General features: G+C 70.6%; 11 protein-coding genes. 9 read left to right on the top strand and 2 right to left on the bottom strand.

Annotated features, from left to right (window positions below; genetic code table 11):
* Positions 1–115: 115 nt before the first annotated feature.
* Complete coding sequence (locus AOK11_RS11135) at positions 116–529, bottom strand: Fur family transcriptional regulator (RefSeq protein ID WP_055593504.1); 414 nt, start codon at positions 527–529, stop codon at positions 116–118.
* A 188-nt stretch (positions 530–717) separates the two neighbouring features.
* Here AOK11_RS11135 and AOK11_RS11130 point away from each other — a divergent pair, with 188 nt between their 5' ends.
* From AOK11_RS11130 to AOK11_RS11090, 9 genes are all read left to right on the top strand, one after another.
* The gene (locus AOK11_RS11130; RefSeq protein WP_055593503.1) at positions 718–2,181 is read left to right on the top strand and encodes a catalase; all 1,464 of its coding nucleotides are present in this window, start codon (positions 718–720) and stop codon (positions 2,179–2,181) included.
* A gap of 178 nt (positions 2,182–2,359) precedes the next feature.
* Positions 2,360–2,746: an ankyrin repeat domain-containing protein gene (locus tag AOK11_RS46155; RefSeq protein WP_055593502.1), complete on the top strand. Its 387-nt coding sequence runs from the start codon at positions 2,360–2,362 to the stop codon at positions 2,744–2,746.
* A 238-nt stretch (positions 2,747–2,984) separates the two neighbouring features.
* Positions 2,985–3,305, top strand: coding sequence for a 50S ribosomal protein L21 (gene rplU, locus AOK11_RS11120; RefSeq protein WP_003976204.1), 321 nt, complete (start codon positions 2,985–2,987; stop codon positions 3,303–3,305).
* Positions 3,306–3,319: 14 nt separating this feature from the next.
* Positions 3,320–3,574: a 50S ribosomal protein L27 gene (rpmA, locus tag AOK11_RS11115; protein WP_007449530.1), complete on the top strand. Its 255-nt coding sequence runs from the start codon at positions 3,320–3,322 to the stop codon at positions 3,572–3,574.
* A 117-nt stretch (positions 3,575–3,691) separates the two neighbouring features.
* The gene (obgE, locus tag AOK11_RS11110) at positions 3,692–5,140 is read left to right on the top strand and encodes a GTPase ObgE (protein ID WP_055593501.1); all 1,449 of its coding nucleotides are present in this window, start codon (positions 3,692–3,694) and stop codon (positions 5,138–5,140) included.
* 233 nt (positions 5,141–5,373) lie between these two features.
* Complete coding sequence (locus AOK11_RS11105) at positions 5,374–6,927, top strand: alkaline phosphatase D family protein (protein ID WP_055593500.1); 1,554 nt, start codon at positions 5,374–5,376, stop codon at positions 6,925–6,927.
* Positions 6,928–7,413: 486 nt separating this feature from the next.
* Positions 7,414–8,910, top strand: a complete 1,497-nt coding sequence (locus AOK11_RS11100; protein WP_055593499.1) for a bifunctional cytidylyltransferase/SDR family oxidoreductase — start codon at positions 7,414–7,416, stop codon at positions 8,908–8,910.
* Between the two features lie 184 nt (positions 8,911–9,094).
* Complete coding sequence (locus tag AOK11_RS11095; RefSeq protein WP_055593498.1) at positions 9,095–11,182, top strand: hypothetical protein; 2,088 nt, start codon at positions 9,095–9,097, stop codon at positions 11,180–11,182.
* Between the two features lie 227 nt (positions 11,183–11,409).
* Positions 11,410–12,639, top strand: coding sequence for a glycosyltransferase family 2 protein (locus AOK11_RS11090; protein WP_055593497.1), 1,230 nt, complete (start codon positions 11,410–11,412; stop codon positions 12,637–12,639).
* Here the strand turns inward: AOK11_RS11090 and AOK11_RS11085 are convergent.
* The gene (locus tag AOK11_RS11085; RefSeq protein WP_055593496.1) at positions 12,605–14,782 is read right to left on the bottom strand and encodes a hypothetical protein; all 2,178 of its coding nucleotides are present in this window, start codon (positions 14,780–14,782) and stop codon (positions 12,605–12,607) included. The genes AOK11_RS11090 and AOK11_RS11085 overlap by 35 nt on opposite strands.
* Between the last annotated feature and the right edge of the window lie 302 nt (positions 14,783–15,084).

Here is a 15,084-nt window from a genome sequence, read left to right as displayed (position 1 = left end):
CCGCCCCGGACCGGACCTCGAACGCCGGACCGCCCCGCGGGACACCGTGGGCGGGACGGGTGTCCCGGGCCCCGGAGCGCCGGCCGCCGCCTTCGGCCGCGCCCCGGCCCCGGCATCACGCCGCGCAGTTCGGACAGATGCCGCGGTAGGTCAGCGCGACGTCGGAGACCGTGTATCCGAAGCGCTCCGACTCCGGAAGGGCCGAGAGGGCGTCGCCCGTCGGGTGCACGTCGCGGATCGTTCCGCAGCGGTCGCAGAGCAGGTGGTGATGGGGACGGCGCGCATTCGGGTCGTAGCGCGTGGCGCGATGGTCGGTCGAGACCTCGAGGAGCTCGCCCAGGGACACCAGTTCGCCCAGGGTGTTGTAGACCGTCGCCCGGGAGATCTCGGGCAGCCGCTCCGTCGCCCGCGCGTGCACCTCGTCGGCGGTCAGGTGGATGTGGTCTCCGCTGAGCACCTCGGCGACGACACGCCGCTGTGCGGTCAGGCGCCAGCCACGTTCCCGAAGTCTCTTCAAGAGATCACTCATGCATGTCACCCTAACCAGCGATGGAACCCAGCTCAAGAACAGGTATGGTTCTGAAAGTCGCCTTGACTTAGACCTTGTCCAACGTAGGGTATGCGATGCGAGCCGCGGAGCGGCTCGCGCGGATGCTCGGACGGCCAGGACCGCAGGCATTGATCACAGGCGAAGAACCACTCACCGAGGAGCGAGCTTTGACCGAGAACAACCAGAAGCCCTTGACGACGGCCGCCGGCGCGCCGGTTGCCAACAACCAGGACTCCATGACGGCCGGTCCGCGCGGTCCGATGCTCCTGCAGGACGTGTGGTTCCTGGAGAAGCTCGCGCACTTCGACCGCGAGGTCATTCCGGAGCGCCGGATGCACGCCAAGGGCTCGGGTGCGTTCGGCACGTTCACGGTGACCCACGACGTCACGCGCTACACGAGCGCGAAGATCTTCTCCGAGATCGGCAAGAAGACCGAGATGTTCGCCCGGTTCTCCACCGTCGCCGGTGAGCGCGGCGCGGCCGACGCCGAGCGCGACATCCGCGGCTTCGCCCTGAAGTTCTACACGGACGAGGGCAACTGGGACCTGGTCGGCAACAACACCCCGGTCTTCTTCTTCCGCGACCCGCTGAAGTTCCCGGACCTCAACCGCGCGGTGAAGCGCGACCCGCGCACCAACCTCCGCGACGCCGAGAACAACTGGGACTTCTGGACCAACCTCCCCGAGGCCCTGCACCAGATCACGATCGTGATGTCCGACCGCGGCATCCCCGCCTCGTACCGGCACATGCACGGCTTCGGCTCGCACACCTACAGCCTGATCAACGCCGAGGGCGAGCGGTTCTGGGTCAAGTTCCACCACCGCACCCAGCAGGGCATCAAGAACCTCACCGACGCCGAGGCCGAGGCCCTGGTCGGCAAGGACCGCGAGTCCCACCAGCGCGACCTCTACGACGCGATCGAGGACGGCGACTTCCCGAAGTGGAAGCTGTTCATCCAGGTCATGCCGGAGGCCGACGCGGAGAACTACCGCTTCCACCCCTTCGACCTCACCAAGGTCTGGTCGAAGAAGGACTACCCGCTGATCGAGGTCGGCGAGTGGGAGCTCAACCGCAACCCCGAGAACTACTTCGCGGACGTCGAGCAGGTCGCCTTCACCCCGGCGAACGTGGTTCCGGGCATCAGCTACTCGCCCGACAGGATGCTGCAGGGCCGGTTGTTCTCCTACGGCGACGCCCAGCGCTACCGCCTCGGCGTGAACCACCACCAGATCCCCGTCAACGCCGCGAAGAACCCGGTGAACACCTACCACCGCGACGGCGGCATGCGGGTGGACGGCAACCAGGGGTCCACCCCGGGCATCGAGCCCAACTCGTACGGACGCTGGCAGGAGCAGCCGGCCTACCGCGAGCCGAGCCAGGCCGTGGGTGCCGTCGCCGACCGGTTCAACTTCCGTGAGGACGACGACAACTACTTCGAGCAGCCCGGGAACCTGTTCCGCCTGATGAGCCCCGAGCAGCAGCAGGTTCTCTTCGAGAACACGGCGCGCGCCATCAACGGCGCGTCGGAGCAGACCGTCGAGCGGCACATCGCCAACTGCACCAAGGCCGACCCGGCCTACGGCGAAGGCGTCCGCAAGGCGATCGAGGCCCTGGCCGCCGGCAACCTCTGAGCCCGGCCGCCCGAGGGGCAGGCGGTACGCCCCACGCCGTGCCCGGCGCGGACCACACAGTGGTCCGCGCCGGGCACGGCGCAGTCATCGCCCGACGTCCTCATGGGCATGACCGGCGCAACCGCTTGACCAGCACTGTCGTTTGACCAGCACGACCGTTCGACCAGGAGAGATGCGCATGAGCAGGGACGGTCTGACACCTGAGCAGACGGAGCGCGTCGTGGCCCTTGCCATGGATCTGGCCCGCGAGGGCGGCACCGAGCAGGTGGTGGAGTTCGTGGAGCACGGGCTGCCGGTGGACGTGACCGATGCGGCCGGCAACACCCTGCTGATGCTCGCCGCCTATCACGGCCACGCCGGCACCGTGCGGGCCCTGATCAGGCTCGGCGCCGACCCGGATCTGCGGAACGCCCGGGACCAGGCCCCCATCGCCGGCGCCCTGTTCAAGGGTGCGGACGAGGTGGTCGAGGTGCTGCGGGAGGCCGGTGCGGACCTGGACTCCGGCACGCCGACCGCGCGGGTCGCGGCGGCCATGTTCGGGCGCGCCCACCTGCTCGAGAACTGACCCACCGGACGGGGCCCCGTCCACCGGGCGCCCGTCGCCGTCACCGGTGGTCGGGGCCCGGTTTGACCCCTTGGGGCCACGCCCCGTAACCTTGACCGTCGGCGTGTCCATCGGGACTGCCACATCCCCGTAAACCTTTTCCTCCCGGGTGCATGGAATGGCTCGGGAGAGGTTGCCCGTGTGTCTGTCGGGCGGCTGGCCTGCGGGGTGCCGTTCTTCGAGTGAGAGTGAGATCCGCGTGTACGCCATCGTGCGCAGCGGTGGTCGCCAGCACAAGGTTGCTGTCGGCGACATCGTTGAGGTTGACAAGATTTCCACGGGCAAGGTCGGCGACACGGTCGAGCTCTCGACCCTGCTCGTCGTCGACGGCGACGCCGTCACCAGCGACCCGTGGGTGCTGGCCGGCATCAAGGTCCAGGCCGAGATCGTGGACCACCACAAGGGCCAGAAGATCGACATTCTGCGCTACAAGAACAAGACCGGCTACCGCCGTCGTCAGGGCCACCGCCAGCAGTACACGGCGATCAAGGTCACTGAGATCCCCGCGGCTGCGAAGTAAGGGACTGAGGAGAGATGGCACACAAGAAGGGCGCATCGTCCACCCGGAACGGTCGCGACTCGAATGCCCAGCGGCTCGGCGTGAAGCGCTTCGGCGGTCAGGCCGTCAACGCGGGTGAGATCCTCGTCCGCCAGCGTGGCACCCACTTCCACCCCGGCGCCGGCGTCGGCCGTGGTGGCGACGACACGCTGTTCGCGCTGGAGGCCGGTGCGGTGCAGTTCGGCACCCACCGCGGCCGCAAGGTCGTGAACATCGTTCCGGTCGCCTGATCGGAAGCTTTCGCGAGGCGGACCTCACTTCCCCGGCGGGAAGGTGGGTCCGCCTTTCGCGTGTTAACCAGGAAATACGTACGCACGTACACCTCACTGTCTCTGGAGGCACCCCACATGACCACCTTCGTGGACCGCGTCGAGCTGCATGTCGCCGCGGGTAGCGGAGGTCACGGCTGTGCCTCCGTCCACCGTGAGAAGTTCAAGCCGCTGGGCGGACCCGACGGCGGGAACGGCGGGCGGGGCGGCGACGTGATCCTCACCGTCGACCAGTCCGTGACCACACTGCTCGACTACCACCACTCCCCGCACCGCAAGGCCACCAGCGGAAAGCCCGGCGAGGGCGGCAACCGCAGCGGCAAGGACGGCCAGGACCTCGTCCTTCCGGTGCCGGACGGGACCGTCGTCCTGGACAAGGCGGGCAACGTGCTCGCCGACCTGGTGGGACACGGGACCTCGTACATCGCCGCCCAGGGCGGCCGGGGCGGGCTCGGGAACGCCGCCCTCGCCTCCGCGCGGCGCAAGGCGCCCGGGTTCGCGCTGCTCGGTGAGCCGGGAGACCTGCGGGACATCGGCCTGGAGCTGAAGACCGTCGCCGATGTGGCGCTGGTCGGCTACCCGAGTGCGGGCAAGTCCTCGCTGATCTCCGTGCTCTCCGCCGCCAAGCCCAAGATCGCCGACTACCCGTTCACCACCCTCGTGCCCAACCTGGGCGTCGTCACCGCCGGTTCGACCGTCTACACCATCGCCGACGTGCCGGGGCTCATCCCGGGGGCCAGCCAGGGCAAGGGGCTCGGGCTCGAGTTCCTGCGGCACGTGGAGCGGTGCAGTGTGCTCGTGCACGTGCTGGACACGGCGACGCTGGAGTCCGACCGCGACCCCGTCTCCGACCTCGACGTCATCGAGGAGGAGCTGCGGCAGTACGGCGGTCTCGACAACCGTCCCCGCGTCGTCGTCCTCAACAAGACCGACGTGCCGGACGGCAGGGACCTCGCCGAGATGGTGCGGCCGGATCTGGAGGCACGCGGCTACCGGGTCTTCGCGGTGTCCGCCGTCGCCCACCTCGGGCTGCGGGAACTGTCGTTCGCGCTGGCCCAGCTGGTCTCCGAGGCGCGGGCCGCCCGCCCGAAGGAGGAGTCGACGCGCATCGTCATCCGGCCCAAGGCCGTGGACGACGCCGGGTTCACCGTCACCCTCGAGGACGAAGGACTGTTCCGGGTACGTGGCGAGAAGCCCGAACGCTGGGTCCGCCAGACCGACTTCAGCAACGACGAGGCCGTCGGCTACCTCGCCGACCGGCTCAACCGGCTCGGCGTGGAAGCGGCGCTGATGAAGGCCGGAGCCCGCACCGGCGACGGTGTCGCCATCGGCCCCGAGGACAACGCGGTCGTCTTCGACTGGGAGCCGACGGTGACCGCCGGTGCGGAGATGCTCGGCCGGCGCGGCGAGGACCACCGCTTCGAGACGCCCCGCCCGGCCGCCCAGCGCCGCCGCGACCGGCAGGCCGAACGGGACGAGGCCGAGCAGGAGTACGACGAATTCGACCCGTTCCGCGACAAGTCGTAGGGCCTGCAGGGCCTGAGAAGGGCACCGGACGGCTCCGGCGGCGGAAATTCCCGTCCGTCGCCCGCCGCTCACCTTCAGGACCCGCCCGGGCAACGGGACGTTCCCGTGCCGGGGCGGGTTTCCTCTTGTCCGTTTTATTGTCATGCACGCGACCCTGTGGGTTCAGTGCGCGGACCTTCCGGACCGACAACTTCCCCGTGTCCACACCGCATGCGAGGCAGGGGAGTCCACCCATGTCCGGAGCAGTATCGCCCGACCGCCGCCGCGTCCTGACCGCCGGTGCCGCCGCGCTCGGCGCGGCGGCCTCCGCCCAGCTGTGGCTGCCGGCCACCGCTCGCGCGGCGGAACGGAAACCGTTGCCCGACGGGGTGTTCAGCCTGGGAGTCGCCTCCGGCGACCCGCTGCCGGACGGGATCGTGCTGTGGACCCGGCTCGCCCCCGACCCCCTGAACGGCGGAGGCATGCCGGACCGCACGGTGCCCGTCGAGTGGCAGCTCGCCGAGGATCCCCGCTTCAGGTGGATCGTCCGCCGGGGCACCGCCCGGGCCCGGCCCGCCTACGGCCACAGCGTCCACGTCGACGTACGCGGGCTGCGCCCGGACCGGCGGTACTGGTACCGCTTCCGCGCCGACGGACAGCTCTCGCGGACCGGCCGCACCCGCACCGCTCCCCCCGCGCAGAGCGCGGGCGGCCACCTGAGGGTCGCGCTCGCCTCCTGCCAGAACTGGCAGCACGGCTACTTCACGCCGTACGCCGACATGCTCCAACAGGACCCGGACGTCGTCGTGTTCGTCGGCGACTACATCTACGAGTCCAGCCCGTCGGCGACCGGCGTACGCCGTCACGAGGGCAGCGGGGAGCCGTACGGTCTGACCCAGTACCGCAACCGGTACGCCCAGTACCGCTCCGACCCGGACCTCGCGGCGATGCACGCGGGCGCCCCCTTCGTGGTCACCTTCGACGACCACGAGATCGACAACGACTTCGCCGGCGAGATCCCGCAGGACCCCGACAAGCAGCCCCACGACGCGTTCACGGCCCGGCTGACCGCGGGCTACCAGGCGTACTACGAGCACATGCCGGTCCGCGCGAGCGCTGTCCCGAACGGCCCGCACATCCGGATGCACCGCCGGCTGGAGTTCGGCCGCCTCGCCCGGCTCAACGTGCTCGACACCCGGCAGTACCGCAGCGACCAGGCGACCGGCCAGGAGGGCGCCCAGGACCCGTCGCTGACCATGCTCGGCGCCGCGCAGAAGCGCTGGCTGGTCGACGGACTGCGCCACTCGCCCGCCCGCTGGAACCTGATCGCCTCCCAGATCATGATGGCCGAGACCGACCTCCAGGTCGGCGAGGGCAAGCTCTGGTTCTACGACGCCTGGGACGGCTACCAGGCCGAACGCAACGCGCTGCTCCGGGAGTTCCGGCGGGTGAGCAACCCCGTCGTGCTCACCGGCGACCGCCACCTGACGATGATCAGCGACCTCAGGGAGGACTTCGCCGACCCGTCCTCCCCCGTGGTGGGCGCCGAGTTCGTCGGTACGTCCGTCTCCAGCAACGGCGACCAGGACCAGGCCGCCTTCCGTGAGCAGTGGGACCCGCGGCGCGCGGACAACCCGCACTGGAAGCTGCTCGACGCCCACCGCGGCTACCACCTGTTCGACATCCGCCGGGGCGGCATCGACGCGAGGGTGCGGGTGGTGGACACCGTGGTGAAGCCGCAGGCCACGCCCCGTACGCTGGCGCGGCTGCGGGTGGAGGCGGGCCGCCCCGGCGTTCACGTGGTGTGACGGCCGTCCGGCGGCCGTCGGGCCGCCGGACGACGAGGGCGGAGCCCGGGACCGACACGGTCCCGGGCTCCGCCCTCGTTCTCCTCCCCGAGACCGAAAAGCCGCCGAATCTTTATGGGGGAATTCTTCGGGAAAGGGTGGGCGGACAAGATGAATTTCTTGTTGTCGGGCGCTTCACTCTTTGTCGCACCCCGAATATGAAGAAAAGGTGCAGCCCCGCCCTGTGGACCGTGAAGATTCGTGCCTTCCGGAAGGAAGTGGGGCCGCCGCGGCGACCGTCGGCGTACGCGCGGTCACGGGCTTCCCGCCTGTGCGGTTACTCACAGCGACGATCCGGGGGGCCCGGGAACCGTCGTCCGGCCACCGGGGGTCTAAGGTGAATGAAAGGTGGCGCGCACATATGCGAGGAAGGGCGCTCACCTTGCATTGCGGTAACCACAAGTGGGACCATTTTGCAGTTCCCTGATGCCCCAAGGTAGGTCACCTGTGTTCCAGCACATAGCCAAGCCCCGTACCACCGCAGTGATCCTGGCCGGTGGCACCGGTCAGCGGGTGGGTCTTTCGATCCCCAAGCAGCTGCTGAAGATCGCCGGCAAGGCAGTCATCGAGCACACCCTGACCACCTTCGAGAACGCCGACTCGATCGACGACATCATCGTGCTGATGGCGCCGGGCTACGTGCCCGACATCGAGAAGATCGTGGCCAAGGCCGGGTTCAAGAAGGTCACCCGGGTCATCGAGGGCGGTGCGACGCGGAACGAGACCACCGAGCGGGCCATCTCGGCACTCGGCGAGGGCCTGGCCGAGGGCGAGGACCGCAACGTCCTCTTCCACGACGCCGTCCGCCCCCTGCTGTCGCAGCGCGTCATCGACGACTGCGTGAACGCCCTGGAGCGCTACCAGGCCGTCGACGTGGCCATCCCGTCCGCCGACACCATCATCGTCACGCGGACGCACGGCGACGACGGCGAGTTCATCACCGAGATCCCGGACCGCGCCCGGCTGCGCCGCGGACAGACCCCGCAGGCGTTCAAGCTGTCCACGATCCGCCGTGCCTACGAGGTCGCCGCCGGTGACCCCAACTTCCAGGCCACGGACGACTGCTCGGTCGTGCTCAAGTACCTGCCCGACGTGCCGATCCACGTCGTCGCGGGCGACGAGTACAACATGAAGGTCACCCAGCCGGTCGACGTCTTCATCGCCGACAAGCTGTTCCAGCTCGCCTCCACCGCCACCCCCGAGCCCATGGGGGAGGACGCCTACCGCGAGCTGCTCACCGGCAAGACCGTCGTCGTCTTCGGCGGTTCGTACGGCATCGGCAAGGACATCTGCGAACTCGCCGAGTCCTACGGCGCCACGGTGTACGCGCTCGGCCGCTCCACCACCGGTACCCACGTGGAGAACCCGGAGGAGGTCGACGACGCGCTGTCCAAGGCGTACGCCGAGACGGGCCGCATCGACTACGTCGTCAACACGGCCGGTGTGCTGCGCATCGGGAAGCTGGCCGAGACCGACAACGCCACCATCGAGGAGGCGCTGAAGGTCAACTACCTGGCACCCGTGCAGATCGCCCGGTCGGCGTACAAGTACCTTGCCGAGAGCAAGGGCCAGCTGCTGCTCTACACCTCCAGCAGCTACACCCGGGGGCGCGCCGAGTACAGCCTCTACTCCTCGACCAAGGCCGCGATGGTGAACCTCACCCAGGCCCTGGCCGACGAGTGGGCCGGCGAGGGTGTCCGCGTCAACTGCGTCAACCCGGAGCGCACCGCCACGCCGATGCGGACCAAGGCTTTCGGTCAGGAGCCGGCGGGCAGCCTGCTGTCCTCCGAGGCGGTGGCCCGTACGTCCCTGGACGTGCTGCTCTCCGAGCTCACCGGTCATGTCATCGACGTACGGCAGCAGGACCCGACGGCGGGCGCGGCCCGCGCCAGCGGCTTCGAGCAGGCACTGGCGTCGGTGCTGGACCGTCAGGACGGCGTGTAATAATTGACGGCAAATAGACTCCGGTAATTCAGGCCTCTGCGGCCTCCCGTTTACGCAGTTCCTGCGCGGGTGTTCGCGGGGGCCTGAATCCGTCGGCAACGAATTACCCACAGGCACAAACCGGCACTCACCCCTCCAAGAGCAGGTTTCTCCGTTGATATCCACCGCTATTCGCGTCGCCCGGGTGGGAAGCGCGGCCGAGCTGGCCGCGGCGGTCCTCATGCTGCTGGGCTTCCCCTGCCTCATGCTGGCCGCGCTGGTCCCGAGCGTCCCCGCCTTCGCGGCAGCGGCCGCCGTGACGTACCTGGCGGACCACTATCTGCACCGCAGGGGCAGCTACCTGGTCAACCGCCTCAGCAAGGTGCGGGCGGGCCTGTCGATCCGCTTCCTGATCCGGCAGCTGCTGCTGATCCTGCTGCTGGCCCGGATGTCCCTCGCGGACAACCTGATCTACTACGGGGCGATCGCCTGCTTCATCGCGTTCTACGGCCTTCAGGCCCCGCACGGCGCGCTGACCACGCTGATCCGCAACCGCCGGCGCATGCCGGTGGCCACCCGCAACGTGGACCTGGCGTCCCGCATCCGGATCCCGGACGCGCCGCCGCGCGTGCTGACGCACCGCGCCGCGGAGAAGATGCTCCACCTCGACCTGGTGGCGGTCGGCGGCATACTCCTCGCCGCGGCCCTCGACTCGCCGCTCATCGGGTTCGTCTGCATCGGCGTCACGGTGGCCCTGGGCCTCGCGTACGTGCTGGCCCTGGTGCCCTACGTACGAGGCCGGCGGATACCGCCGAAGGCCGACCAGGTTCTGGTGGCGGTCGACGACTGGCTGCGCGAGTACCGGCCCGAGACGGTGCTGTACTTCTCCGGCTCCAAGGACTCCGCGTACCAGGTCAACATGTGGCTGGAGGCCATGGAGCAGCTGGACACCCGGCCGCTGGTCATCCTGCGCGAGCGGGTCATCCTGGCCAACCTGGCCCCGACCACGGTCCCGGTCGTCTGCGTGCCCGGAGGGGTGCACCTGATGAACCTGGACCTGTCCACGGTGCGGGTCGCGCTGTACGCGGCGAACGTCGGCAAGAACATCCACCTGCTGCGCGTCCCGACCATGAAGCACGTCTTCATCGGGCACGGCGACAGCGACAAGCTCGCCAGCGTCAACCCGTTCAGCAAGGTCTACGACGAGGTGTGGACGGCCGGCCGCGCGGGCCGCGACCGTTACGCCATCGCCGACGTCGGCGTCCGTGACGACGACATCGTCGAGGTCGGCCGCCCGCAGCTGGCCCCCATCGAGACCTGGCAGGCCACGGCCGCGGGCCCCGCCGAGGGACACCGCCCGACGGTGCTGTACGCCCCCACCTGGGAGGGCTGGGACGACAACCCGGGCAACACCTCGCTCCTGCTGGCCGGCGAGAACATCGTGAAGCGGCTGATCGCGGCCGACCCCGCGGTCCGCGTCCTCTACAAGCCGCACCCCTTCACCGGCACCCGCAGCGCGCAGGCCAAGGCCGCCCACGAGCGGATCACCGCACTGATCGAGCAGGCCGCGGCCGAACGCGCCGCCGACCCCCGTTTCACCGTCGACACGGCGGCGCAGGACCGGGCGCGGGCCGAACTGGCCCGCATCGATGCCCGGCTGACCGCCCTGGCCGGCGGCAACGACAAGGGCGACGAGGCCGAGGCCAGCCGCGACGGCGTGATCGACGTGGCGCTGCACGAGGAGACCGCCCGGCTGCGCACCGAGTGGAACACCGCGTACTGGAACTCCTTCCCCGCCTGGGAGCACCGCGTCATCACGGGGGCCCAGCCGCGCCTGTACGACTGCTTCAACGTGTCCGACGCGATGGTCTCCGACATCTCCAGCGTCGTCTCCGACTTCATCGCCAGCGGCAAGCCGTACGCGGTCACCGACTCCGCCGAGCTGGGGGCGGAGGAGTTCAAGCGGCAGAACACGGCGGTGCGCGCCGCCGTGATCCTGTCCAACGACGCGGCCGGGCTGGCCGAGCTGCTCGAGGCGGTCCGCGACCCGCAGGCCGATCCGCTGGCCGGGGAGCGGGGCGAGCTCAAGCGCTACCTGCTGGGCCCGGACGAGCCGGCCTCCATCGACCAGTTCAACGCGGCGGTCGCACAGCTCGCCCGGAAGGCCGAGACGCGCAACCTCGGCCAGGGGTCCCGGACCGCGGTCGGCGGCCCGGACGTGGAACCGGCGGACGCGCTGCCCGCGCAGACGGCGTCGGTGACCGGCGAGACGGACGGCACCGCGGTGAACTGAGCGGCTCCGGCCCCACCGCATCACAGGGCTCGGCCCCCGAGAAGAACCTTCTCGGGGGCCGAGCCCTGTTGCGTGGGCGACCGCCGACCGCCGACCGACTGCCACAACACCCTTGTGGCATAGGTCACTTGAACGGTGGTCCGGGGCAACCTTCGACCTCGAACACCCGTCTAACAGGGAGAGTATGGGGCGATACAAAGGAAATATCCCACAACGAGGGGGGAAACGTGACCGTGGCGCAGCCTGACGTCACCGTGGTCATCGGGGCGTACGAAGCGATGCCGTACCTGGTCGAGTGCCTCGCCTCCGTGGAGGCGCAGACCATCGGCCCGGAACGCGTCGAGGTCGTCGCCGTCGACGACGGCTCGACGGACGGCACGGGGGAGTACCTGGAGGAGTTCGCGGAACGTGCGTCCCTGCGCGTCACCGTGATCCGGCAGGCGAACTCGGGCGGCCCCAGCGGCCCGCGCAACGTCGGCCTGGACAAGGCCCGCGGGCGGTACGTCTTCTTCCTGGACGCCGACGACCGGCTGGGCCCCGAGGCCCTCGAGCGGATGGTCGCCATGGCGGACCGGGCCGGCACCGATGTCGTCCTGGGGCGGATCGAGGGCGTCAACCGCGGCGCCCCGAAGTCGATGTTCGACCGCACGGTGGAGCGCACCGACGTGCACTCCTCCAACATCATGTACACGCTCAGCGCGCAGAAGCTGTTCCGCCGCGCCCTGCTGGACCGGCACGGCTTACGGTTCGACGAGTCGCTCTACACCGGCGAGGACGCGCTGTTCACCATGGAGGCGTACCTCAGGGCGAACGGCGTCTCCGTGGTCGCCGACCACACCTGCTACTACCTGGTGGGCCGCGACGACGGCAAGCACGTCACCAAGAGCGGGAGCTACGTCCTGCGGTTCGACTCCGCCCGCCTCCTGATGAACCTGATCGCCGACCTCGTCCCCGAGGGCCCTCAGCGCGACCGGCTGATGGTGCGGCCCTTCGGCATCACCCTGCTCCCGCAGTTCGGCCCCAGGTTCCTCAAGGACGGCGACCGGGTGCGGCGGCGCAAACTGGAGCTGGCGAAGCCGCTGATGGACGCTCACTGGACCGAGGGCGTCGCCCGGCACCTGAAGGTCGAGGAACGGCTGAGGCTGCACCTGGTGGCCGAACAGCGGCTCGAACTCCTCCTCGACGCGGTGAAGTTCACGGCGTCGAAGAAGCAGGCGCCGGCCCTGATGGAGCGGCGGGGCCGACGCGTCTACCTCGTGTACCCGCACTTCCGCGACCGGGCGGCGGGAATCCCCGACGACGTCTACCTCGCCACGCCCCGGGAGGCCCGCGCCTTCCCCGGCTACCGCGAGGGCGGCAAGGCCACCGTCCTGCGCCGTGCCGCCCGCAGGGCCCGCCGTCTGCTGGCCTCCGCCGAGAAGGTCACCCCGGAGGCGCCGGCCGCGACGGCGGCGTGACGGACCGCGACGCCTCGGCGTCGGCTCCCGTACCGGCGTCGGACGCGTGGCGCGGAGCGGGCAGCAGGTCCTCCGCGAGCCGCTGAGACCGCGGATGCCGCGCCTCGGCCTGTTCCTCACCACACGCCCTGTGGTTCAGGGCCGCCGTGGACAGGGCGCGCAGGGCCGTGTCGCAGCGCTCCCGGGACGTCGGCTCGTCGGGACCCAGGAGACGCAGCTTCAGCTCCGCGCGAGCGTCCGCCAGTCCGTCCTTCTCCGGGTGCCGGACCGTCTCCAGCAGCGCCGGCACCCCGCTCGCGTCCGGGGTCAGCACGGTCGCCGCCGCCGCCGTCGGGAACGCGGCGCGGAAGGCGTCCTCGGACATCCCGCTGGTGTTCGCCACCGCGTACGGCTTGCCGCCGGCCAGGAAGTCGCTGATGACGCTGGACACATCGCTGATCAGCAGGTCGGCGTTGTTGAAGCAGGAGTACAGGGCGGGCCGTACGTCCGTGACGACCTGGTGCTCGTCCTGGGGCAGGGACGCCCAGTACGCCTCCTCCCAGGCCGCCGTGGCCTTCGCCACCGCCTCGGCCCGGCCGGGCGGCGGGGCGGACTGGGCCAGCATCCGCTCCATCTGGTCGGCGCCCTCCCTGACCCCGGCCGCCGTGAGCCGGTCCAGCTCCGCCGCGAGCCGGTCCAGCTCCGCCGTGAGCCGGTCCAGTTCCGAAGCGGAACCCGCGGGACCCGAAGCCCCCGCGGGCCGTTCCCGGTTCGCCGCCCGGATCAGCTCCCGGATGCGCCGGTCGGCGGCGCCCGCCGTGGGCTCCACCGAGCCGGTCAGCGGGTGCGGCTTGTACAGCAGCCGCACCCCCGGGTCCGCGAGCAGCGCCCGGACGAGGTTCTCCCCGGCCGCGACCACCGAGGTGTTGCCCGGGTTGCCGTCCCAGCCCTCCCAGGTCGGCGCGTACAGCACGGTGGTCCGGGCGTCGTCGGCCGGCGGACCCGACCAGGGGCGCACGGCGTCCAGTTGGGGGCGGCCGATCTCCACCACGTCCTTGTCCTCGACACCGACCCCGGCCCGCGCGTACCGTTCACGCGCCTCGGGGCCGGCCACCCACACCTCGTCGTAGGCCTTCGCGTACGGGTTGCAGGACGACAGCTTGTCGCTCTCCCCGTGGTTGACGAAGGCATGCTTGATCGTGGGGATGCGCAGCACCTGCGAGGTCTTGCCGGAGTTCGACGGGTGGATGAGCACCCGCAGCGTGGAGTGCTCCAGCCGCATGAGGGTGGACACCTTCGGCAGGCACACGACCGGGAGGTCGGTCGCCGCGATCCTCGCCACCATGAACCGTTCGCGCAGGACGACGACGGGCCGCCCGTCGAGCCTGCTCATCGTCTCCAGCCACATGTTGGCCTGGTAGGCGGAGGACGCCCCGCCGGAGAAGTACAGGCCGACCGTGGGCCGGTAGTCGTCCAGCCAGGCGTCGAACCAGTCGAGCACCTCCTGCTCGCCCGCCGGACGCCGGGAGGGCAGCAGCCGCACCAGCAGCGCGCCCAGGCCCGCCGCCGCGAGCACCACCGACACCGCGGTCCCGGCCGCCGCGGGCAGGGGGTCCCCGGTCACCGCCGCCGTGGCCAGGCCGGCGGTCGTGGGCAGGCCCAGGAGCAGCAGCCGGTGGCCGGGACGGCGCAGCAGCGCGGCCGGGGCGGGGGACAGGCGCAGCGCCGAGGCGTCGATGTTCCGGGTCAGCACCGGCAGCGTGCGGGTACGGCGGACCAGCACCGACACCGCCTGGACCGCGCAGTGCAGCGCGTAGAAGACGAGCAGACCGGCGACCGGCCACGCGAACTGCGGCTCCCGGTCGTGCTCCCCGAGCCGCAGCAGGCCCACCACCAGGAGCAGATCGCGCAGTACGTGGCGGACGGTGATGTCCGCGTGGCACTTGGCCAGCAGCGACGACATGACGGGCTGCCACCGGGACAGCACGCCCTCGACCGTCAGGGAGACGGCGGTCGCGGCGAGCAGCAGCGGGACGTCCGGGAGCAGCGCCCCGGCGGTCTGCGCCACGAAGGCGCCGGCCAGGACGGCCGCCGTCAGCCCTCTGACGACGAGCGGACGGCCGGACGGACGGGGCGAGGCACGGCGTCGGCCGACGCTCGCCATGAGCCGACGACGGGATCGGGACAGCCGGCCGGACCGGGACGGCCGACCGGTTCGGGACAGGGGCAGGGGCACGCGGTCACTCCAGGGTTCGTCGCAGAGACGGACGCCCGGGTTAACGCGTACCGACGTCCGGACGACACGCGCGTGTCCGCACCGTGTGGAGTGACCGGTGACTGCTATGGCCCGAGGAGGCCCCGGGACCGGGGCCGCCCCCGGCCGCGGGGCCCGGCGCGGCCCCAGGGCCTGTCCGGCGGATCAAGTCGGAGGCAATGGACGGGGTATCCGTCCAGCTGGGGTGAGCG

The sequence above is a fragment of the Streptomyces hirsutus genome, assembly GCF_001418415.1.
Taxonomy (GTDB): domain Bacteria; phylum Actinomycetota; class Actinomycetes; order Streptomycetales; family Streptomycetaceae; genus Streptomyces; species Streptomyces hirsutus.
The sequence above is the reverse complement of the archived record's forward strand: the minus strand, read 5'-3'. Positions and strand labels throughout refer to the sequence as shown.

Bases quoted from the DNA above. Each gene is read 5' to 3' on its own strand.
- AOK11_RS11135 (WP_055593504.1), bottom strand. From the start codon at position 529: ATGAGTGATCTCTTGAAGAGACTTCGGGAACGTGGCTGGCGCCTGACC.
- AOK11_RS46155 (WP_055593502.1), top strand. From the start codon at position 2,360: ATGAGCAGGGACGGTCTGACACCTGAGCAGACGGAGCGCGTCGTGGCC.
- rpmA (WP_007449530.1), top strand. From the start codon at position 3,320: ATGGCACACAAGAAGGGCGCATCGTCCACCCGGAACGGTCGCGACTCG.
- obgE (WP_055593501.1), top strand. From the start codon at position 3,692: ATGACCACCTTCGTGGACCGCGTCGAGCTGCATGTCGCCGCGGGTAGC.
- AOK11_RS11105 (WP_055593500.1), top strand. From the start codon at position 5,374: ATGTCCGGAGCAGTATCGCCCGACCGCCGCCGCGTCCTGACCGCCGGT.
- AOK11_RS11085 (WP_055593496.1), bottom strand. From the start codon at position 14,782: ATGGCGAGCGTCGGCCGACGCCGTGCCTCGCCCCGTCCGTCCGGCCGT.